This is a genomic window from Yersinia frederiksenii ATCC 33641 (assembly GCF_000754805.1).
Lineage (GTDB): Bacteria > Pseudomonadota > Gammaproteobacteria > Enterobacterales > Enterobacteriaceae > Yersinia > Yersinia frederiksenii.
Window position 1 is genome coordinate 3,288,027 of the sequence record NZ_KN150731.1, and the last position, 22,383, is coordinate 3,310,409.

Consider the following 22,383-nt stretch of genomic DNA (forward strand, 5'->3'; position numbering starts at 1 on the left):
ATTAAACCGTATTGGCTGCTGATCGTCAACGGATTTATAGCCTAAAACCACTAAAATTGTGTTGATCGCTCTCTTTTCAGGCAAAAAAAGAAAAAATGACGGTGAATTGCTATAAAATTCGGTGCAACACCTTAGCTTAACGCACCATTTTTACGGCACTGAGCAACGTCCAAAACATCTTCAGCCAAGCGTTTGGCGACTTCAACATCCACCAATTGGCGCTTAACCAGCAGTTTACTTAGGCAACCTTCCAGAATTAGCTCCATCTGCTGTGCCACCATGTTGGCGTCATCAGCATCCATCTCTTGCAACAGCTCCTCAGTATAGTGCAATGAAGCTAATTTTTGTTGCTCGGCTAACTGGTGAATAGGGTGATCATCATCAGGATAGAAACTGCAGGCAGCAATAAACAGGCAGCCGGGATAGCGCTGATTTTGAACTTGTTCACTCAAGGTCTGATAGCGCGCTAACAGCTTCTGTTTGGGTGATAATGTCTCGTCCAACTGCAACTGCCGCCGCCAGGTATCGATTTGCTGACCATGATAGCGCAGGCAATCATACAATAATGCTTCGCGGTCAGGCCAAAATCGGGCCAGATCACTGACCTCGACCGAGACTTCTTTTGCCAGCATCTCCAGCGTGGTATTTGCCAGCCCTTGCTGCTCTAACAGATTGAGCGCACTGCTTAAAACTTGTTCACGTTGCACGTTACTCTCCTCCAACTTCTCATCTGGCAAGTGTGGTTGACCATCGCCTATTGCGCAAATAGCTCAAAACAGGTCAGCACTCTCCACCTGCTGACTTTGTACCTTATCACTACTGTGGCGGGATTTTGTGAACTCTTTGCCATTACGGCTTTGCTTATCCAGGGCGTCGAATGAGTGATGCCATTGCCAGCATTACACAGTCTGTGAAGCAGGGCGCATTTTATTGTGCATCTGCCTATAACGATAAGTTAATAGCTCATTATTCCTGTTCTTTTGCCCGATGGTTTATTGGAACGCGGTTTCTATAATGATTATCGTGAATCGTAGAATAAGGATTGAAAATGAGTCTCCAAAATTATCCTAATCAGTTCCGCCGCAACCTACAACAAGGGCAAACCTTGATTGGCTGCTGGAGCGCGCTGGCAAATCATATTTCAGCCGAGGTATTAGGTCTGGCGGGTTTCGACTGGTTAGTGTTGGATGGTGAACATGCCCCGAACGACGTCACGACATTTATCCCACAGTTAATGGCGCTGAAAGGCAGCAATAGCGCGCCAGTTGTCCGTGCACCGTGTAACGAACCCATTATTATCAAACGATTACTGGATATCGGCTTCTACAACTTCTTGATTCCTTTTGTCGAAAGTGAAGAAGAGGCCATTCGTGCTGTTGCCTCAACCCGCTATCCACCGGCAGGTATTCGAGGAGTTTCGGTCTCTCATCGTGGCAATAATTACGGCACCGTGCCGGATTACTTCGCCACCATTAACGACAATATTACCGTGCTGGTACAAATCGAAAGTCAGCAAGGGGTTGATAATCTGGATGCTATTGCTGCCGTTGATGGTGTGGATGGCATTTTTGTTGGTCCGGGTGACCTCTCTGCTGCGCTGGGTTATCTGGGGCAGCCAAATCATCCTGAAGTCCAAAAAGTGATTCGCCATATATTCGACCGCGCCAAAGCGCAGGGGAAACCGAGTGGCATTCTGGCTCCGGTAGACGCTGATGCTCGCCGTTATCTGGAGTGGGGCGCAACTTTTGTGGCGGTGGGAAGCGACTTAGGGGTATTCCGCAGTGCCACCCAGGCATTGTGCGACAAATTTAAAAAATAATGTTCGGCCTGTTTTAACTATTCAGTGCAGCCGCATTGACGGCCTGGCGACTTAATTGAGGAGTGACAAATGAAAATCGGCTTTATTGGTTTAGGAATTATGGGAAAACCAATGAGTAAAAATCTGCTGAAAGCGGGCTACTCGTTAACTGTCCTTGATCGAAATACTGCGGTACTGGATGAGTTGCTCAGTGCTGGGGCCAGCGTGGCGGCAACGCCAAAAGCACTGGCAGCAGAGTGCGATATTATTATTACCATGCTACCCAATTCACCTCATGTGAAAGAGGTGGTGTTGGGTGAGAATGGTGTGATTGAAGGTGCAAAGCCAGGCACAGTGCTGATTGACATGAGTTCGATTGCACCACTGGTCAGCCGCGAAATCAGCGAAGCGCTGGCAGAAAAACAGGTTGCGATGTTGGATGCGCCAGTCAGTGGTGGTGAGCCGAAAGCGATTGATGGCACATTGTCAGTGATGGTGGGTGGCGATAAAGCTGTGTTCGACCAGTGTTTTGAGGTGATGAAAGCTATGGGCGGTTCAGTCGTTCATACTGGTGATATTGGTGCGGGTAATGTGACAAAGTTGGCTAATCAGGTGGTGGTTGCGCTGAATATTGCCGCGATGTCTGAAGCCTTGGTGCTGGCAACCAAAGCCGGTGTGAATCCGGATCTGGTGTTCCAGGCCATCCGTGGCGGCCTGGCGGGCAGTACCGTGTTAGAAGCCAAAGCGCCGATGGTGATGGATCGTAACTTCAAACCGGGTTTCCGCATTGATTTACATATTAAAGATTTGGCGAATGCTTTAGATACCTCGCACGGCGTCGGCGCACAATTGCCATTAACTGCCGCAGTCATGGAGATGATGCAAGCATTGAAAGCTGATGGGCTGGGAACCGCAGACCACAGCGCATTGGCTTGTTATTACGAGAAACTGGCTAAAGTTGAAGTGACACGTTAATCAGTGGTGCCGGTGCCCGTGTGACACCGGATAACTCATGAGATTAAATCATTTATGAAAATAGTCATCGCTCCGGACTCTTATAAAGAAAGTTTATCCGCGTTGGACGTTGCGGTGCAGATTGAAGCGGGTTTCCGTACCCAGTTTCCTGATGCGCAATATATTAAATTGCCGGTTGCTGATGGTGGCGAAGGCACAGTAGAAGCCATGGTTGCAGCCACCGCCGGGCGGATCATTAAGGTCAATGTGACCGGCCCGTTAGGGGAAGAAGTTGACGCCTTTTACGGAATATCCGGTGATGAAAAATCTGCATTTATCGAAATGGCTGCGGCCAGTGGACTTGAGTTGGTCCCACCTGAATTACGCAACCCACTGAAAACCACCTCATATGGCACGGGTGAATTGATTTGTAATGCGCTGGATCAGGGCGTGAAACATATCATTATCGGAATAGGTGGCAGCGCGACCAATGATGGTGGCGCGGGGATGGTACAGGCGCTGGGTGTCAAATTATTAGACAAGCATGGCAAGCCGATTGGGTTCGGTGGCGGGAAACTACCGGAACTGGATTCAATTGATATTTCCGGGTTAGACCCGCGTATTAAACAGTGTCAAATCGACGTTGCCTGTGATGTCACTAATCCACTGACCGGCAGTGAAGGCGCTTCGGCTATTTTCGGGCGGCAGAAGGGGGCAACCCCGGCGATGGTGACTCAACTGGATGAAGGGTTGCTGCATTACGCGAGTGTCATTAAACGCTATCTGGATATTGATGTTGATCAGGTTGAAGGTGCGGGTGCAGCGGGGGGCTTAGGTGCGGCATTACTGGCTTTTTGCGGCGCGACCTTAAGTCCGGGGGTTGATATTGTGACTGATGCCCTGGGTCTGGATGCCTTAGTGCGCGATGCCACCTTTGTTATTACTGGTGAAGGGCGGATCGATAGCCAAACCATTCACGGCAAGGTGCCTATCGGTGTTGCCAGAGTGGCCAAACGTTATAACAAACCGGTGATTGGGATTGCAGGTAGCCTGACTGCCGATGTGGATGTGGTGTATGAACATGGTCTGGATGCCGTATTTAGTGTGATTTACAGTATTTGCACCTTAGAGCAGGCACTGGATAATGCCGCAGACAATGTATTCATGACGGCGCGGAATATTGCTGCCACATTGGCGATTGGTATGGCTGCTGCTCAATCATAATCATTTATCCATAATAGTCATTTATCTATCAGGGCTAACACTTGCTGGCCCTGATGCCTTTATAGGCATTTATGGATAATGCCCGCGGGTTATCACTCTTTCCCCTCTATTCTCGCCCTGATTTATCATTTTTGTGAGCATCGCCTCAACTCTTTCTCTTGCGCTACAAAATTGGGCGGTTGTCCAATGTAATCCCACTACAGACCACATATGCTGGTGCATTAGCCTAAACAGAGGTCTTACTCATGAGCGTCTATAATCTCGATCCCCGGCTAGCCCAGGATATTGTCACCCGCACCATGAAGATTATTGATACCAACATTAATGTGATGGATGGCAAAGGACGGATTATTGGTAGCGGTGATGAAGAGCGCCTCGGTGAGCTGCATGAGGGCGCGCTGTTGTCGCTGTCCCATGGCCGGATTGTCGACATTGACGAAGCTGTCGCGCGCCAATTACATGGCGTGAAGCCCGGTATCAATCTGCCCTTGCGCCTTGAGGGCGAAATTGTTGGGGTGATTGGTCTGACGGGGAATCCGGGCCAATTACGGCAGTATGGCGAGCTGGTGTGTATGGCGGCGGAAATGATGATGGAGCAGGCGCGCTTGGTGCACCTGTTGGCGCAAGATAGCCGCTTGCGCGAAGAGCTGGTATTAAACCTAATCCGCACCGAAGAGATATCGCCCGCGCTAATGGAATGGGCGCAGCGTCTTGGGGTGGATATTAATGAGCCCCGCGTGGTGGCAGTGGTGGATGTAGACAGCGGTCAGCTCAGTGTTGACAGCGCCATGTCGGAATTGCAAGAGCTGCAAACTTTGTTGACTACACCGGAGCGCAACAATCTGATTGCGATTGTCTCCCTGACGGAAATGGTGGTGCTGAAACCGGCATTGAATAGCCATGGTCGCTGGGATGCCGTCGATCATCGGCGGCGTATGGAGTCGCTGCTTTCGCGCATGACAGAGCGCGGTCGCCTACGTGTGCGCCTCTCTTTAGGGAATTTTTTCACCGGCCCTGGCAGTATCGCCCGCTCATATCGTACCGCCCGCACCACGATGGCGGTAGGGAAACAGCGAATGCCGGAGCTGCGCAGTTACTATTATCAGGATCTGGTTTTACCGGTTTTGCTCGACAGTTTACGAGGCGGTTGGCAAGCCAATGAACTGGCTCTGCCATTAGCTAAATTGCGGGCGATGGACAGCAATGGTCTACTGCGGCGTACCTTGGCCTGTTGGTTCCGTAATAATGTGCAGCCCACCGCTACGGCAAAAGCGCTGTTTATTCACCGCAATACCTTGGAATATCGGCTAAATCGTATTTCTGAGCTGACAGGGCTGGATTTGGCAAACTTTGACGATCGTCTGTTGCTGTATGTGGCTTTGCAGCTAGGTGAGCAGGAATAGTATTGAACAGGGAAGTAGGCCGGTAAATTACCGGCCTGATAATAATGCAGAATAACTTAGGTCACGGGTGCCGGGTTAAACACTGCCAGCGCATTGCGTAGCCCCCATTGATCAGACCATGTCCGTTTGCGGTCACTGGCGATATCCAGAATAAATTCAAATAATTGCTGGCCGACTTCTTCGATAGTGGCATCGCCGGTGGCAATTGTCCCTGCATCAATATCCATCAAATCATGCCAGCGATTCGCCAGATCAGTGCGCGTCGCCATTTTGATCACTGGCACTGCCGCCAGACCATAAGGTGTGCCGCGGCCAGTGGTAAATACCTGCACGGTAATGCCGGAGGCCAGTTGTTGGGTACCACAGACAAAATCACTGGCCGGTGTCGCGGCGAAAATTAGCCCGCGCTTAGTGGGGCGTTGGCCCGGTGACAGCACTTCAACAATGGCGCTGCGGCCTGATTTGGCAATTGAACCCAGTGCTTTTTCAACCACATTAGCCAGTCCGCCTTTTTTGTTGCCTGGAGAAGGGTTGGCGCTGCGGTCAGTTTTGCCGGTTTCGAGATAATCATCGTACCACTTCATCTCTTCCAGCAGCCTTCTGCCCACGTCCTCATTAATAGCGCGTGGGGTTAATAGGTGGATGGCATCGCGCACTTCGGTGACTTCCGAGAACATGACGGTTGCACCGCAGCGCACCAGCAAGTCAGAGGCATAGCCCACCGCAGGGTTAGCCGTTACGCCAGAGAACGCATCACTGCCACCACACTGCATGCCGACCACCAATTCAGAGGCTGGGCAGGTTTCACGCTGACGAAGATTCAGACGCTGCAAATGTTTTTCAGCCACTTGCAGAATATCTTCAACCATGGAGCGGAAGCCGACGTGTTTCTCATCTTGTAAGCGCACAATATTGCTCTCATCCAGTGAGATAACCTGTACATCCGGGGTGCCTTCCAGTAGCCGTTCCGGCTGGAGTTTTTCACAACCGAGGCCGACCACCATCACCTCACCGCCAAAATTGGGATTGAGTGCCAGATTATGGATGGTGCGGATGGGTACCACTGCCGCCGGTGCATTGATGGCCACCCCACAGCCATATAAGTGATTCAGGGCGACCACGCCATCAACATTGGGGTATTTGGGTAGCAGGGTGCGCTCAATAATATTGACCACATAATCCACCACGCCGGCCACACAATGCACGCTGGTGGTAATGGCGAGTAGATTTTTGGTGCCGACACTGCCATCGGCATTGCGATAACCCTCGAAAGTATAACCTTCCAGTGGTGGCAGGGGCTCAGGAACTGCGGTGGCAAGAGGGAGAGTTTCCAGTGCGGGGGCGGCGGGCAATTCGACTAACGACTCATCAATCCAGCCACCACGAGCAATATCGCGCACCGCCAGCCCGATGACTTCCGCATAGCGAATGATGGCTCCACCTTTAGGGATATCAACCAAGGCAACTTTATGGCCTTGTGGCACATGCTCAATCAGTTCAAGACCGCATTTAAACCGGGTGCCGGCACATAGCCCATTATTATTAACCACAATGGCAACGTTATCCGCATCCTGCACTTTAATATAAAGCGGGTTTTCTACCGGACTATGACAAATGCTCATAATATTACCCTTATAATATTTATCTTATATATTCTAAACAACAAGTGCCCCATCAGAGGCACCTGTTTTTGTTCTATCAAGAGGTTTTCAATTCCAAGCGCTTGATATCACCGACCACAAATAAGTAGCAGAACATCGCCATAATGGCCGAGCAACCGACAAAGATTAACGCGGCATTAAAGGAATGCAGTTCTTTTACCAGATAACCGATGACTAAAGGGGTGACGATGGAGGCCACGTTACCAAACACGTTAAACAAGCCACCGCACAGACCGACGATCTCTTTTGGCGCGGTATCCGCAATGACCGGCCAGCCCAAGGCACCAAAGCCTTTACCAAAGAACGCCAATGCCATCAGTGCGACCACCACCACATCACTATCGACGTAGTTACACAGAATAATGCTTGATGCCAATAACATGCCTAACACGATAGGGACTTTACGCGCGAAAGTCAGTGAGTGACCTCGTTTAATTAATGAATCAGAGAATACGCCTCCTAACACCCCACCGGCAAATCCGCACAATGCTGGAATAGATGCCACCATCCCAACTTTTAAAATAGACATCCCTTTATCTTGTACTAAATAAATCGGGAACCAAGTTAGGAAGAACCAAGTGATGGTATTAATAAAGTATTGACCGAAAAATACGCCCAACATCATTCGGCTGGCTAACAATTGCTTAAGATAATCTAATTTAGGACCACTTTTATGACCATCTGCCTTCTTGTGGTCCATATCAACAACTGCACCACCTTGTTTGATATATTCCAGTTCAGATGCCGACATATCTGGATGATCTGTCGGGTTATGAATAAATTTGACCCAAGCGATGGTTAATACAAAACCTAGCCCACCCATGACAGTAAATACATGCTGCCAACCCCAGGCAAAGGTTAAATAACCTAATAATGGAGAGAAGATGGCTAGCGAGAAATATTGGGCTGAGTTAAAGATTGCCGATGCTGTTCCTCTCTCTTTGGTCGGGAACCAGGCGGCAACAATTCTGGCGTTAGCCGGGAAGGAAGGCGCTTCAGAGAAACCTAACATAAAGCGCATGATAAACATGGAGATAGCAGCATAGGCTATCGGGAACATGTCAACAAAGCCCTGGGTGAAGGTAAAGAGCGACCAGAAGAACAGGCTATAGGTATAAACGCGTTTTGAGCCGTAGCGGTCTAACAACCAGCCACCGGGTATTTGCATTAACAGATAAGCCCAACCAAAAGCAGAGAAAATATATCCCATTGCAACTGCATCTAATTGCAGCTGTTTTGCCACTTCAGTGCCTGCAATTGATAATGTTGCCCGGTCAGCATAGTTAATTGCAGTTACAATAAAGATAATTAATAATATTATATATCGGACATGGGTCCGTTTTTCGGTCACAGCGGCATCCAGACTCATTTTTATACCCTCGATAAATCATTTTTAAGGTTGCCGCATTTAAATTCTTTATGAATAAGATGCAATAACCTATTTTTTATTTGGTGTTATATAAATACAAAAATTAATTCTCATAAATGTCTTTGTTAGCGCTGTATCCATTATATGGAGTGGGGAAATAATTCGCATTGTGCATAGGCCCAAAAAAATGCGGGGAAATTATCTAATTGTTGTGTTGCTGTACAGTAAAGTGGGGCTATCATCACAAATACCCAGCATTCCTGGCGCGATAGCATTGTTCGCCTCTCTCATACATTCGAGTCACTGACTTGAGTCAGTCCGCTGGGGTTTATTCGCTTGCGGCCTGATTGTTACACCAATGACTTTGGTTATTTTCTAATAAAATTGTTTTGGATTTTAATATCAAACTGATCTGGATCAATTTTGTATCGAATGATTGTATTGGTTAAATCAACTTTCAATTAACACCGTGCAAATTAATCCACTTAATTATTGGTATTAATAGCGATAATTCCCTGTGCTTAATCGATTCTTCCCAATTTTTATTATGATGCTCTCGTGCATTTGCCAATTTAATTAGTCATAAATATCAACAAAAGCACAATTCTTTTGCATTAAAAATTAATTGTAATAATAAAATATCATAGCCACTATGTTTATAAGGTTAATGATTTTGTAGAGTTGTAAATGGTTGTTGAAAATAATAATTATTTATCGGCAATGATATGACTTCTGGGAAGAAATAATATGAATCCATTTATTGTTGCAGATGCTGAAAGCTGTATTGGTTGCCGCAGTTGTGAAGTTGCCTGTGTCGTCGCCCACCATGAGGGGCAATTCCCGGATAAGCCGGACTATTTCACCCCCCGCGTTAAGGTATTTAAAGATAATAACAGCGCGACAGCGGTCTTTTGCCACCATTGTGAAGATGCTCCTTGCGCCAGCACTTGCCCGAATGGGGCCATTGTTGAAATCAATAATAGCATTCAGGTTATTCAGGAAAAATGTATCGGCTGCAAAACCTGCATGATTGCCTGTCCATTCGGCATGATGACAGTGGTGACCGAAACCGTACAACCCGCCAGTCATCGTCTGGCTGATGCCTATCAACGTACTGAAGCGCAAAAATGCGACTTATGTATTGACCAACCTGATGGCCCAGCTTGCATCAAAACGTGCCCAACTCAAGCGTTGACTCTAGTGGATCAGAATTATTTACTGAATCAACAGCGACAAAAGCGCCAGCGCTCGGCATTGAATGATCATAATGGCCGCTTGTTCAGTACAGCCACTGGTGCAGGTGTCTCTCACTCTTTTAGCCCGCTAAGCAAAAATATCCGTGATGCCGCTCCCGTCAATTTACTGCTACGGCCACGTACGCCAAGGTTGGAAGCGAAAAAAATTCCACTGGAAGAGCGTAAAACCAGCTTTGCTGAAATCTACTTACCTTTCACTGAAGGCCAAATTCTTGAACAGGCAGAACGCTGTCTGAATTGTGGTGATAAAACCATTTGTCAGTGGACCTGCCCGCTACATAACGCCATTCCGCAATGGATCGCGTTGGCACATCTTGGGCGCATCCATGAGGCGGCGGAGCTGTCACATCAAACCAGCAGTTTGCCGGAAATCTGTGGCCGGGTATGCCCGCAAGACCGCTTGTGTGAACAAGCTTGTACCTTGAATGACCATGATGGCGCGGTCACCATCGGCCAGATTGAACGGCATATTACTGAAACGGCTTTGGCCACAGGCTGGCGGCCCGATATGTCTGAAGTTAAGCCGACGGGCAAGCGTGTGGCTATTATCGGCGCAGGCCCAGCAGGTCTGGGTTGTGCGGATATTTTGGTTCGAAATGGCATCACGCCAGTGGTATTTGACCGTTATCCAGAAATCGGTGGCTTGCTGACCTTTGGTATTCCTGCCTTCAAGCTGGAAAAAGGAGTCATGACCCGCCGCCGCGAGATCTTTAGTGAGATGGGGGTCGAGTTTTGCCTGAATACCGAAATTGGCCGCGACATCACCATGGAAAGTCTGCTGGGTGAGTTTGATGCTCTCTTCCTCGGGGTAGGGACATACCGCTCGATGCGTTCCGGATTGGAAAATGAAGATGCTCCCGGTGTTTTTGATGCCTTGCCATTCCTGATTGGTAATACCCAACATTTGATGGGGTATAGCGCCATTGGGGCCCATCCATATATCAGTATGGAGAATCAGCGGGTAGTGGTGTTGGGGGGTGGGGATACGGCGATGGACTGTGTGCGCACTTCGTTGCGCCAGGGTGCCAGCCGCGTGATTTGTGCTTATCGCCGTGATGAAAAGAATATGCCTGGCTCCAAACGCGAAGTGAAAAATGCGCGCGAGGAAGGCGCTGAATTTATGTTTAACCTGCAACCGCAGCGGATTGAAGTAGATGAACAGGGGCAGGTTACCGGCATCAAAATGATACGAACTGAAATGGGCCAGGCAGATGCAAAAGGACGGCGGCAGGCGCGGCCTATCCCCGGTTCTGAACACATTATTCCCGCCGATGCGGTGATTATGGCCTTTGGTTTTAGCCCACACCGGATGTCGTGGTTGGCTGAACACAATGTGGTGCTGGATAAACAAGGGCGGGTGGTTGCGCCGACTATCTCCGGTTATCCCTATCAAACCAGCAACCCCAAAATCTTTGCCGGCGGCGACATTGTGCGTGGTGCTGACTTGATTGTCACCGCCATTGCCGAAGGACGTAAAGCGGCTGAAAGCATTGCTTATTATCTTGATGTTTTATAACGCCAGCGGCCAGGAGAAAAGATGAACCGATTTGTTATCGCTGATATGACTCAGTGTATTGGTTGCCGCACCTGCGAAATTGCCTGCGTGGTGGCGCATAGCACAGATAATAAGGTCAGCAGTATTACAGCGGATAAATTTCACCCGCGCCTGAGTGTGATGAAAAGTTTTGCGGTTAGCACTCCCATCCTCTGCCATCAATGTGAGGATGCGCCTTGTGAAAATTCCTGCCCAAATGGCGCGATTGTGACCGGCGATCATGGGGTACAGGTAATGGCATCCCGTTGTATTGGTTGTAAAACCTGCATGTTGGTCTGCCCGTTTGGTGCGATGAACATGGTTGAGCAGATTAGCCATAACGCCACGGTGAGCGCACAGGCGCATAAATGTGATTTATGCCATCAACGCGAAGCAGGTCCGGCCTGTATTGAAGTCTGCCCAACTAAGGCACTGAAATTGGTGACGCCGATGGCGTTGGAAACTCTACAGCGGGACAGACAATTGCGCGCTGCTCGTGGCACGTTACCGGGTCTTGCCCGATAACGTCCGCGGTCATAAGGATAGAAAAATGGAAAAGATCCTCACGGTCTGCCCCTATTGTGGTTCCGGATGCAAATTAAATTTACTGGTTGAAGACGGCGAGATTGTCGGCGCACAACCGGCCAATGGCGTCACTAACCAAGGTGAGCTGTGCCTAAAAGGTTACTATGGTTGGGATTTTCTTAATGATACCCGCCTGCTTACCCCACGGCTGACGACCCCACTATTGCGCCGCAAACGGGGCGAGCCATTTGAGAGTGTGAGCTGGCAAGAAGCCATTGCTTTCATCACCACCAAATTTAAAGCCATTAAAAAACGCCACGGGCCGGATGCCATCATGATGACAGGCTCCTCGCGCGGGCCGGGCAATGAAGCCAATTATGTAATGCAAAAGTTTGCTCGTGCCGCGATTGGCACTAACAATATCGACTGCTGTGCCCGCTTGTGCCATGGCCCTTCGGTGGCGGGTTTACAGCAGACTTTGGGTAATGGTGCGATGAGTAATTCCATCGGCGAACTTGAGAACACCGATTGCATCTTGGTGTTTGGCTATAACGCCGCTGATTCCCACCCGATTGTCGCCAGACGGATTATCAAAGCCAAAAATAAAGGTGCCAAACTGATCGTCTGCGATCCTCGGCACATTGAAACTGCGCGTATTGCTGACCAATGGCTGGCATTGAAAAATGGCGCAAACATGGCGTTGGTGAATGCCTTTATTTATGTGCTGATTGAAGAAGAACTCTTTGATGATAATTATGTCCGCGCGCATACCCGTGGCTTTGATGAACTGAAAGCCGGAGTGGTAGATTACCGCCCAGAGGATGTCGAACACATTACCGGCCTGCCTGCGCAAGCTGTTCGTCAGGCGATGCGTACCTATGCCGCAGCGCCGGCGGCGACGATTCTGTGGGGGATGGGCGTCACCCAATGGGGGCAGGCAGTGGACGTGGTGAAAGGGCTGTCTTCATTGGCGCTGTTAACCGGCAATCTTGGGCGGCCCAATGTCGGTGTCGGGCCGGTTCGCGGTCAGAACAATGTGCAGGGCGCTTGTGATATGGGGGTGTTGCCCAACACCTTCCCCGGCTATGAGAAAGTCACGGATGATGAGGCCAGAGGCCGGTTCGCCGCTGCCTGGGGTGTTCCTGAATTGCCGGCTCATGTGGGATACTCGATTACCGATGTTCCACATAAAGTGGCCGAAGGAAAACTCAAAGCCTATTACGTATTTGGTGAAGACCCGATCCAGACCGAGCCTGATTTAGCCGCAATGCGCGCCGCGTTTGAGGCACTAGAACTGGTGGTGGTGCAGGATATCTTTATGACCAAAACCGCCGCGCTGGCGGATGTGGTTCTCCCGGCCACTTCTTGGGGGGAGCATGAAGGGGTTTATACCAGCGCCGATCGCGGCTTCCAGCACTTTAATAAAGCCATAGAGCCAAAAGGCAACGTGAAGCCCGATTGGGAGATAATCAGCCTGATATCTACGGCGATGGGTTATCCGATGGCCTACCAAAATACTCAACAAATATGGGATGAAATGCGCAGTTTGTGCCCACCATTCTTTGGCGCAACCTATGAAAAAATGGCGGGGTTGGGTTATGTGCAGTGGCCCTGCCCAAGTGAAGATCACCCTGGCACACCTTACTTGTATACCGGTAACCAATTTGCCACCGAGGATGGCAAAGGTTTGCTCAGTTGTTCGCCGTGGCAGCCGCCTCATGAACAGACTAACAGTGAGTACCCACTGGCACTCTGTACTGTGCGTGAAGTGGGGCACTACAGCTGTCGCTCAATGACTGGCAATTGCACCACATTGAAAATTCTGGCAGATGAGCCGGGTTATGTACAAATTCACCCGGAAGATGCCGGTGAGCTAAAGGTGGTCGATCAGGCGCTGATCTGGATTTCTTCACGGCGAGGTAAAGTGATTGCTCGCGCCAGTGTCACTGAGCGGGCGAATCTTGGCGCGGTATATATGACTTATCAGTGGTGGATTGGTGCTTGTAATGAGCTGACGGTGGATCATGTCGATCCGGTGTCAAAAACACCGGAATTTAAGCATTGTGCGGTCAAAGTGGAGGCCATTAGTGACCAACGCGCGGCAGAGCAATATGTTGAGCAACAGTATTACCAACTGAAAAAGCGGCTGTCAGATGCCGCCGTCCAGTAGCAATCAGTCATTCATTGCGGTAGGCCACAATGGTGGTTTACCGCGTCTTATTCTGTAAATGCTGCAAGAACTCAGTGGCATTCATAAAGCCGGTTACTCTAGCGTCGCTAACTTCATTGCCTTGAGCATCAAAAAACAAGATGGTCGGCAAGCCCAACACATTTAACTGCTTTAATAGTGCTGCATGTTCCGCACTATTTGCTGTCACGTCAGCTTGCAGCAGCACCGTATTGGCTAACTGGCGCTGAACCTGTTCATCGCTGAAGGTATATTTCTCAAACTCTTTGCAGGCTACACACCAGTCAGCGTACAGATCCAGCATCACCGGTTTACCCTGAGCCTGGGCTAACGCCGCTTGTAACTGCGGCAAATCAGCCACCTGTTTAAAGGCTAAATGCTTAATTTCACTCTGTTGTGCGCTACTGCCAAAAGCCCAGTCTTGTAGCGGGCGGGCGGCAATCAGCAGAGCTGCCAGCAGTAATAACTGGCAAACCCGCGCCCAGCCGGAGTGCGCTTTCAGACTTAATACAAATGCCCAGCCGAAGAAGGCGATCGCCAGTAAGCTCCATAAACGTAAGCCCCAGACATCACCTAACACTCTTTCCAGCAAAAACACCGGTAGCGCCAGAATAACAAAACCAAAAGCTTCTTTGACGTACTGCATCCATGGGCCACTGCGCGGGAGAAGCTTATTGCCGAACAACGTCACAATCACCAATGGGATCCCCATCCCTAAGGCATATAAATACAAGGTACCGCCACCGGCCAGCATGTTACCGCTTTGGGCGATATACAGCAGAATGGCACTGAGTGGGGCGGTGGTGCAGGGTGAGCAAATCAGCCCTGCCAGTGCGCCCATGGCAAAGACGCCAGCCAGTGAGCCTCCGCGTTGAGTACTGCTCCACTGCACCAGCCGGGTTTGCAATGAGGAAGGTAATTGCAAGGAATATAGGCCGAACATGGATAACGCCAACAGCACAAACAGGGCGGATAACCCAATCAAGACATAAGGATGTTGTAATGCCGCCTGAAATTGTAAACCTGCAGCAGCAACCACCAGGCCAAGTAAGGTGTAGGTTAGCGCCATCCCTTGCACATACACCACCGCCAACAGCAATATTCGCCGCTGGCTATGTGGCTTTTCGCGCCCGAGGATAATGGCAGAAATCAGCGGATACATCGGCAATACGCAAGGGGTGAAGGCGATACCGATACCAATGAGCAGCGCCCATAATGGTGAGAACGGTAGCTCTGCAGGCACTGGAGTCACATTATTGGCCGCAGGAGAAACCGCAGCTTCTATACCCGCCGCAGCTTCTGTACCCGCGATCACGGCGGAGAGCGGAACCACACGGGTTTCTGGCGGGTAACAGAAACCGGCCTCAGCGCAGCCCTGATAAGTCACACTGACACTGGCTTGCTCACCGGCCTGCGTAATGGGGATTTTCAGTGTGAGTTGTTGCTTGAAAATCGCAACTTCACCATAAAATTCATCATGATGAGCAATGCCTTCTGGCAGCATAAATGCACCCAAAGTGGCATTCTGCGGCACGATTTTGATTTGTTGGCGATACAGATAATAGTCGGGATGAATTTGCCAGCTTAGGGTGAGCTGGTCACCTTGCTGGCGAAAATCAAAGGCAAACGCCTGATCGACAGGTATAAACCGGCTCTGGCTGCTTTTCTGGCCAAAAGAGGCGTTTTCACCAAACAGTGAAGCCTGTGCGCTGTGCGGTGCGAGTAAAACGCTGCACAGCAGCAGAATCAGAGTAATGAAGCGTTGAGCCATGACAGGTAATCTTTATCTCCATCCCGTACCGGCAGCACCAGTAATTCCGGTGTCTGGTAGGGGTGATGTTGTTTGATATAGCTGAGAAGCGCCTGCTGATGAGCCGTATTGCTTTTGAACAATAGCTGGACTTCATACTCTTGCTGGAGCTTACCTTCCCAGTAGTAAATCGAGGTCGCACCCGGCAACAAGGTAGCGCAGGCGGCCAATTTTTCTCCCAAAACCTGCGCGGCTAAGTCCTGCGCACTGGCTTCATCAGGAGCGGTGCACAATACCACAATTGCATCACAATCAGACATTTTAACCTCGTAGGTTGCGTGGCTTATATGACGAGAAGGGACATGGATAACAACAGCACTATAACGCGAAGCTTGGCTGGGTCAGAAGATGATTTGTGTAACGATGGGATATCACTGAGGAAATGGGGCGCATGATGCGCCCCAAACGATGCGATAACTTAAGTGGTTACAGTACCAAACCGCCCATCACAAAGCCGAAACAAACAGCCAGTGCCACCCCGATGGTGCCTGGGATGAAGAACGGATGGTTGAACACGAAGCGACCAATACGCGTGGTGCCGGTGTCATCCATTTGTACTGCCGCAACCAGTGTTGGGTAGGTAGGCAGAATGAACAGACCAGAAACCGCAGCGAAAGACGCAATCGCTGCCAGTGGTGATACGTTCAGTGCCATTGCCATTGGCATCAATGCCTTGGCAGTTGCCGCCTGAGAGTACAACAAAGCTGAACAGAAGAAGAAGATAACAGCCAGCAACCATGAGTGAGCTTGAATCAAGCTACCCGCAGTTTCTTTAATCCACTCCAGATTGTGTTGTACAAAGGTATCGCCCAACCAGGCTACACCGAGGATACAGATACAAGCACTCATACCGGCTTTAAATGTGCTGGAGTTCAGGATTGAGTCGGTATCAACCGAACAAACCAATGTGGTGATGGTCGCCACACTCAGCATGATGATCAAGATAGCATTGGTGGTATTCATCAGTGGTGTTGCCACCAAACCGACACTTGGGCTGTTGATGATGGCATAAGCCACAACAGACAATACGCCCGCCAGGAACAGCAACACAGAGGTTTTAGCCCGTGGTTTAATCACTTTTACTGTGTCGCCACGCAGTGTTACCAAACCTTCTTCCAAACGTTTCAGATAGATTGGGTCATCGGACAGTTTGGAGTTAAAGCACCAAGAGACAATCAGTGACATCACAAACACCGCAAGCAGGGTGGATGGGATAACTATCATCAATAAATGTAAGTAGCTGACGCCGTGGCCTTCCATGACGGAAGACATATAGACAACTGCCGCAGAAATGGGTGATGCGGTGATAGCAATCTGCGCGGAGACGACTGCGGTTGACAGAGGGCGGCAAGGTTTGATGCCTTGTTCTTTCGCCACTTCAGCAATCACCGGCAGGGCTGACAGGGAAATATTACCTGTCCCGGCAAAGATGGTCAGAAAATAGGTGACCAGCGGAGCAAGGATGGTGATGTGCTTTGGATTCTTACGCAGCAGTTTTTCAGTTTGCTGCACCAGATAATCCATACCGCCCGCCACCTGCATTGCAGAGATTGCGGCGATAACGGCCATGATGATTGAAATAACGTCAAAGGGAATGCTGCCTGGTTTAACGCCAATGATCGCCAACACCAAAACACCAATCCCGCCCGCAAATCCGATACCGATACCGCCTAACCTGGCCCCTAAAAAAATGGCCAGCAGAACAATGATTAATTCTACGGCTATCATAGCTTTACCCCTTGTTTATAATTTGAAACAACTTGTTTAAATTGAACTTTAAAAGTTAAAAAATTGTGTTTACCAGAAAGTAAAAAGGCACGTTGTCCAGAGGAGCATACGTGCCTTATAGGGCTACCGAATGATTATTTTATTGTTCATTTTCATCGGTATAGCGTTTCGCCTTATAGGCAGGATGCATCAGGTTCTCGACTGAGAAAATATCGTCTAACTCGGCTTCAGTAAGCAAGCCGCGTTCCAGAACCACTTCCCGCACATTCTTACCAGTTTCCGCACAAATCTTACCGACAATGTCACCATTATGGTGGCCAATGAATGGGTTAAGGTAGGTGACGATACCGATAGAGTTAAAGACGTAACGTTCGCAGACCTCTTTGTTGGCCGTAATGCCATTAATGCATTTTTCCAACAGGTTATAGCAAGCATTTGTCAGGATATGAATGGACTCAAACATAGCTTGGCCAATCACTGGCTCCATGACGTTCAACTGGAGCTGGCCTGCTTCGGCCGCCATAGTAATGCAAGTATCGTTGCCGATCACCTTAAAACAAACCTGGTTAACAACTTCAGGAATAACCGGGTTGACTTTGGCTGGCATGATTGAGGAACCGGCCTGCAATTCTGGCAGGTTGATCTCATTCAGACCTGTACGTGGGCCAGAGGAGAGCAAACGTAAGTCATTACAGATTTTTGACATCTTAACTGCCAGACGTTTCAGTGCGCTGTGCACCATCACGTAAGCACCACAGTCAGATGTTGCTTCAATCAAGTCTTCTGCCGGTACACATGCCAGTCCACTGATTTCAGCCAGTTTTTGTACCGCCAGTTGTTGATAACCTTCTGGTGTGTTCAAGGCGGTACCGATAGCGGTTGCCCCTAGGTTCACTTCCAGCAGCAACTCTGCGGTACGTTGCAGGTTTTTGGTTTCTTCGTTCAACAATACCTGGAAGGCACGGAACTCCTGCCCCAGAGTCATTGGTACTGCATCCTGTAATTGGGTACGACCCATTTTCAGAATTTTTTCGAATTCTTTGGATTTTCTACCGAAACCTTCGCCCAGTTCGTTGATCGCGTCGATCAATTTCATAATAGAGGCGTAAACCGCAATGCGGAAACCAGTTGGGTAGGCATCGTTGGTGGATTGGCACTTGTTTAGATGGTCATTAGGGTTGAGATATTGATATTCCCCTTTCTGGTGCCCCATCAGTTCCAGGCCGATATTGGCCAGAACTTCGTTGGTATTCATATTTAAAGAGGTACCGGCGCCGCCTTGGAACACGTCAACCGGGAACTGATCCATGCATTTGCCTTTATCCAGAACTTCGTCGCATGCCTGAATAATGATGTCTGCAATTTTGCGTGGGATGGTGTGTAATTCTTTGTTCGCCATTGCCGCCGCTTTTTTTACCATAACCATGCCGCGTACAAATTCTGGAACATCACTGATCTTGCTGTTACTAATATAGAAGTTTTCAATCGCACGCAGGGTATGAACACCGTAGTAAGCCTCTGCGGGGACTTCTCGTGTACCTAACAGGTCTTCTTCAATACGAATGTTATTTGACATGAGAACCTTCTCTAATGTGCTGTCTTGTTTTGTATTTGTTAACTAAATTATGCCGCCGTGTGCAAACATGATGCCGCCATGAACCTTTAGTGCGGAAAGATTAACCATTCATCATATTGCTGACAGGATCATATGCTGCTTAGTGATAAAAAGCCTTGAACTAGGATCACTATATGGTCGGAATTAATTAAGAGGATCTGATATCTGTGATTTCTCTCACAGTTGTACAAAGAAGTAATAAAAGTATCTCTGTAACTTGAAAAGTGCTTGCGCCACCACCACTTTATGATTGTCGACCCACGTCGAAGAGAGGAGCTGACGCCGAAATCTGCCCATAGGGTGAAAAGGCAGTGTCAGCCCAGCGGGGTCAAGGTTTTCATGGTATTTGTCAGTCAGGTTCAACCTGATGAGGGATACTGAATGATTGAAATAAGGAGAATGCGGTGCGTTGGTTACCGTTAGCGCTGATATTTTTATTGGCATATATAGAAATATCGATATTTATCAAGGTTGCAGCCGTATTAGGTGTGCTAGTTACCCTGCTGCTGGTGATCCTGAGCTCTTGTGTGGGGATCTCTCTGGTGCGCAATCAGGGAATAAAAACCTTTATGCAGATGCAGCAAAAACTGGCTGCGGGTGAAAGCCCTGCGGCAGAAATGGTCAAAAGTGTATCGCTAGTATTGGCGGGTTTCTTGCTGTTGATCCCGGGCTTTTTTACCGACTTCCTCGGTTTGCTGCTGCTCTTACCCCCGATTCAAAAGTCATTAACTTTAAAGTTGATGCCACATCTGAACATTTACCGTGGCGGTAGTTTTGGCACAGGTAGCGGCCCAATGGGGGGCGGAAATACCTTTGACGGTGAGTTTCAGCGTAAAGCTGATGAAAGCTTCATTGTCGAGCATCGTCCGGATGAGGATGATAAATCGACAGATAATCGTTTTAAAGATGATAAGTAAACCGAAGGTCTTCTCTAATAGCCTGTTTATTAATCATAAATTTATAAAGTAAATCGCAGTGTTTTCTTTTCACTGTGGGCGGTGCGGGGGCCAAAAACAACCCTCTTTGGACGAGAAAAAAATGAATTTTTTTTTGTCGTCTCCCTTGAAGGGATGAGAAGCCGCCCCCATTAAGGAAGGCACGGTATCGGTTATGAAGGCATGCCGATATTAATCCTAAATCTGATACGGACCTTCTCATAGGAGAGCTATCAATGAAAATTCGTCCATTGCATGATCGCGTTATCGTCAAGCGCAAAGAAGTTGAATCCAAGTCTGCTGGCGGCATCGTTCTGACTGGCACTGCAGCGGGTAAATCTACCCGTGGTGAAGTTCTGGCTGTCGGCAATGGTCGCATCCTGGATAACGGTGAAGTTAAGCCGCTGGATGTGAAAGTTGGTGACGTCGTTATTTTCAACGATGGTTACGGCGTGAAGTCAGAAAAGATCGACCATGAAGAAGTGTTGATCATGTCCGAAAGCGACATTCTGGCAATTGTTGAAGCGTAATCACGCTCTCTAATCTTCTGAACTGAACGAGTTAAGGGAAATACCAATGGCAGCTAAAGACGTAAAATTCGGTAACGACGCACGCATCAAAATGCTACGCGGCGTAAACATCCTTGCTGATGCAGTGAAAGTGACCCTGGGCCCGAAAGGCCGTAACGTAGTTCTGGACAAGTCTTTTGGCTCTCCAACTATCACCAAAGATGGTGTATCTGTTGCACGTGAGATCGAACTGGAAGACAAGTTTGAGAACATGGGTGCACAGATGGTTAAAGAAGTTGCCTCTAAAGCGAATGACGCGGCTGGTGACGGTACTACCACTGCAACTGTTCTGGCTCAATCCATCATCACTGAAGGCCTAAAAGCTGTAGCGGCCGGCATGAACCCAATGGATCTGAAGCGCGGTATCGACAAAGCTGTTATCGCTGCAGTTGAAGAACTGAAAAAACTGTCTGTGCCTTGCTCTGATTCTAAAGCTATCGCACAGGTAGGCACCATCTCTGCAAACTCAGACTCAACTGTGGGTGAGTTGATTGCACAAGCGATGGAAAAGGTCGGTAAAGAAGGCGTTATCACCGTTGAAGAAGGTTCAGGCCTGCAAGACGAGCTGGACGTAGTAGAAGGTATGCAGTTCGACCGTGGCTACCTGTCTCCTTACTTCATCAATAAACCAGAAACGGGTTCTATTGAACTTGAAAGCCCATTCATCCTGTTGGCTGACAAGAAAATCTCTAACATCCGCGAAATGCTGCCAGTTCTGGAAGCAGTAGCGAAAGCTGGTAAACCACTGCTGATCATCGCAGAAGATGTTGAAGGCGAAGCGCTGGCAACTCTGGTGGTTAACACCATGCGTGGCATTGTTAAAGTCGCTGCAGTTAAAGCACCTGGTTTCGGCGATCGTCGTAAAGCCATGCTGCAAGACATCGCTACCCTGACTTCTGGTACCGTTATTTCTGAAGAGATCGGTCTGGAACTGGAAAAAACCACTCTGGAAGATCTGGGTCAGGCAAAACGTGTTGTTATCAACAAAGACACCACCATCATCATCGATGGCGTAGGTGACGAAGCTGCAATCCAGGGCCGCGTGACTCAGATCCGTCAGCAAATTGAAGATGCGACTTCTGACTACGACAAAGAAAAACTGCAAGAGCGTGTGGCTAAACTGGCTGGCGGCGTTGCCGTTATCAAAGTTGGCGCCGCAACTGAAGTTGAAATGAAAGAGAAGAAAGCTCGCGTTGAAGATGCTCTGCATGCAACTCGTGCTGCGGTAGAAGAAGGCGTGGTTGCTGGTGGTGGTGTTGCACTGATTCGTGCTGCATCTGCTATCACTGCTTCTGGCCTGAAAGGCGACAACGAAGACCAGAACGTGGGTATCAAAGTTGCTCTGCGTGCGATGGAATCTCCACTGCGTCAGATCGTGGTTAACGCCGGTGAAGAAGCCTCTGTTATCGCGAACAACGTTAAAGCGGGTTCAGGTAGCTACGGCTATAACGCATACAGCGAAGAATACGGCGACATGATCGCGATGGGTATCCTGGATCCAACTAAAGTGACTCGTTCTGCTCTGCAGTACGCAGCCTCTATTGCTGGCCTGATGATCACCACCGAGTGCATGATCACTGACCTGCCACGTGATGACAAAGGTGCTGATATGGGCGCTGGCGGCATGGGTGGTATGGGCGGCATGGGCGGCATGATGTAATGCTGCCAACCCTTTGAGCGACCATTATCGGTAGCAAAAGGGACAAGCTGTTGATGAAAGCGAGCGGGGAAACCTGCTCGCTTTTATTTTTGGTGAGATTCAATCATCTTCTTTATGAAAATAAAAAACCGGCTATAAATCAAACTTGTCATAA

At 49.0% G+C, this 22,383-nt stretch carries 17 protein-coding genes; 10 read left to right on the plus strand and 7 right to left on the minus strand.

Translation table 11 applies throughout. The features are described 5' to 3' along the window. Nucleotides 1-131 precede the first annotated feature (131 nt). On the minus strand, nt 132-707 hold the full coding sequence (locus DJ58_RS07170) for a transcriptional regulator (RefSeq protein ID WP_032910391.1): 576 nt from the start codon (nt 705-707) through the stop codon (nt 132-134). 341 nt (nt 708-1,048) lie between these two features. On the opposite strand from DJ58_RS07170, the gene garL reads away from it, so the two are divergent. The 4 genes from garL (at nt 1,049) to DJ58_RS07150 (ending at nt 5,379) form a co-directional block, all read left to right on the plus strand. Further along, on the plus strand, nt 1,049-1,819 hold the full coding sequence (garL, locus tag DJ58_RS07165; RefSeq protein ID WP_004706972.1) for a 2-dehydro-3-deoxyglucarate aldolase: 771 nt from the start codon (nt 1,049-1,051) through the stop codon (nt 1,817-1,819). Between the two features lie 69 nt (nt 1,820-1,888). Beyond that, a complete protein-coding gene (gene garR, locus DJ58_RS07160) occupies nt 1,889-2,773 on the plus strand; it encodes a 2-hydroxy-3-oxopropionate reductase (protein ID WP_004706973.1) in 885 nt (294 codons plus the stop codon). A gap of 54 nt (nt 2,774-2,827) precedes the next feature. Further along, nucleotides 2,828-3,976: a glycerate kinase gene (locus DJ58_RS07155; RefSeq protein ID WP_004706974.1), complete on the plus strand. Its 1,149-nt coding sequence runs from the start codon at nt 2,828-2,830 to the stop codon at nt 3,974-3,976. Nucleotides 3,977-4,221: 245 nt separating this feature from the next. Then, entirely contained in the window at nt 4,222-5,379 is a 1,158-nt protein-coding gene (locus tag DJ58_RS07150) for a CdaR family transcriptional regulator (RefSeq protein ID WP_004706976.1), read from the plus strand. Nucleotides 5,380-5,435: 56 nt separating this feature from the next. Here the strand turns inward: DJ58_RS07150 and garD are convergent, their stop codons facing one another. Together garD and DJ58_RS07140 are read right to left on the minus strand one after the other, a co-directional pair. Next, entirely contained in the window at nt 5,436-7,001 is a 1,566-nt protein-coding gene (gene garD / locus DJ58_RS07145; RefSeq protein WP_004706977.1) for a galactarate dehydratase, read from the minus strand. Nucleotides 7,002-7,077: 76 nt separating this feature from the next. Further along, the gene (locus DJ58_RS07140; protein ID WP_004706978.1) at nt 7,078-8,409 is read right to left on the minus strand and encodes an MFS transporter; all 1,332 of its coding nucleotides are present in this window, start codon (nt 8,407-8,409) and stop codon (nt 7,078-7,080) included. 747 nt (nt 8,410-9,156) lie between these two features. Here DJ58_RS07140 and aegA point away from each other — a divergent pair. The 3 genes from aegA to fdhF are packed head-to-tail and all read left to right on the plus strand — an operon-like array spanning nt 9,157 to nt 13,894. Continuing rightward, the gene (gene aegA / locus DJ58_RS07135) at nt 9,157-11,181 is read left to right on the plus strand and encodes a formate-dependent uric acid utilization protein AegA (RefSeq protein WP_032913261.1); all 2,025 of its coding nucleotides are present in this window, start codon (nt 9,157-9,159) and stop codon (nt 11,179-11,181) included. Between the two features lie 21 nt (nt 11,182-11,202). Beyond that, complete coding sequence (locus tag DJ58_RS07130) at nt 11,203-11,724, plus strand: 4Fe-4S dicluster domain-containing protein (protein ID WP_004706981.1); 522 nt, start codon at nt 11,203-11,205, stop codon at nt 11,722-11,724. 25 nt (nt 11,725-11,749) lie between these two features. Then, nucleotides 11,750-13,894, plus strand: coding sequence for a formate dehydrogenase subunit alpha (fdhF, locus tag DJ58_RS07125; RefSeq protein ID WP_004706982.1), 2,145 nt, complete (start codon nt 11,750-11,752; stop codon nt 13,892-13,894). A gap of 37 nt (nt 13,895-13,931) precedes the next feature. Here the strand turns inward: fdhF and DJ58_RS07120 are convergent, their stop codons facing one another. The 4 genes from DJ58_RS07120 to aspA form a co-directional block, all read right to left on the minus strand. Further along, complete coding sequence (locus DJ58_RS07120; protein WP_004706983.1) at nt 13,932-15,683, minus strand: protein-disulfide reductase DsbD; 1,752 nt, start codon at nt 15,681-15,683, stop codon at nt 13,932-13,934. Further along, nucleotides 15,659-15,982 (minus strand): divalent cation tolerance protein CutA, encoded by a 324-nt coding sequence (gene cutA, locus DJ58_RS07115; protein ID WP_032910396.1) that lies wholly within the window; start codon nt 15,980-15,982, stop codon nt 15,659-15,661. Before cutA ends, DJ58_RS07120 begins: the two co-directional genes overlap by 25 nt. Nucleotides 15,983-16,148: 166 nt before the next feature. Next, complete coding sequence (locus DJ58_RS07110) at nt 16,149-17,450, minus strand: anaerobic C4-dicarboxylate transporter (RefSeq protein ID WP_004706984.1); 1,302 nt, start codon at nt 17,448-17,450, stop codon at nt 16,149-16,151. A 139-nt stretch (nt 17,451-17,589) separates the two neighbouring features. Then, on the minus strand, nt 17,590-19,026 hold the full coding sequence (aspA, locus tag DJ58_RS07105; RefSeq protein ID WP_004706985.1) for an aspartate ammonia-lyase: 1,437 nt from the start codon (nt 19,024-19,026) through the stop codon (nt 17,590-17,592). A 443-nt stretch (nt 19,027-19,469) separates the two neighbouring features. Between aspA and DJ58_RS07100 the strand changes: the two genes are divergently transcribed. The 3 genes from DJ58_RS07100 (at nt 19,470) to groL (ending at nt 22,229) form a co-directional block, all read left to right on the plus strand. Beyond that, nucleotides 19,470-19,982, plus strand: coding sequence for an FxsA family protein (locus DJ58_RS07100; protein WP_032910398.1), 513 nt, complete (start codon nt 19,470-19,472; stop codon nt 19,980-19,982). Nucleotides 19,983-20,236: 254 nt separating this feature from the next. Next, on the plus strand, nt 20,237-20,530 hold the full coding sequence (locus tag DJ58_RS07095) for a co-chaperone GroES (RefSeq protein ID WP_004706988.1): 294 nt from the start codon (nt 20,237-20,239) through the stop codon (nt 20,528-20,530). Nucleotides 20,531-20,576: 46 nt separating this feature from the next. Further along, the gene (groL, locus tag DJ58_RS07090; protein WP_004706989.1) at nt 20,577-22,229 is read left to right on the plus strand and encodes a chaperonin GroEL; all 1,653 of its coding nucleotides are present in this window, start codon (nt 20,577-20,579) and stop codon (nt 22,227-22,229) included. Nucleotides 22,230-22,383: the final 154 nt, after the last annotated feature.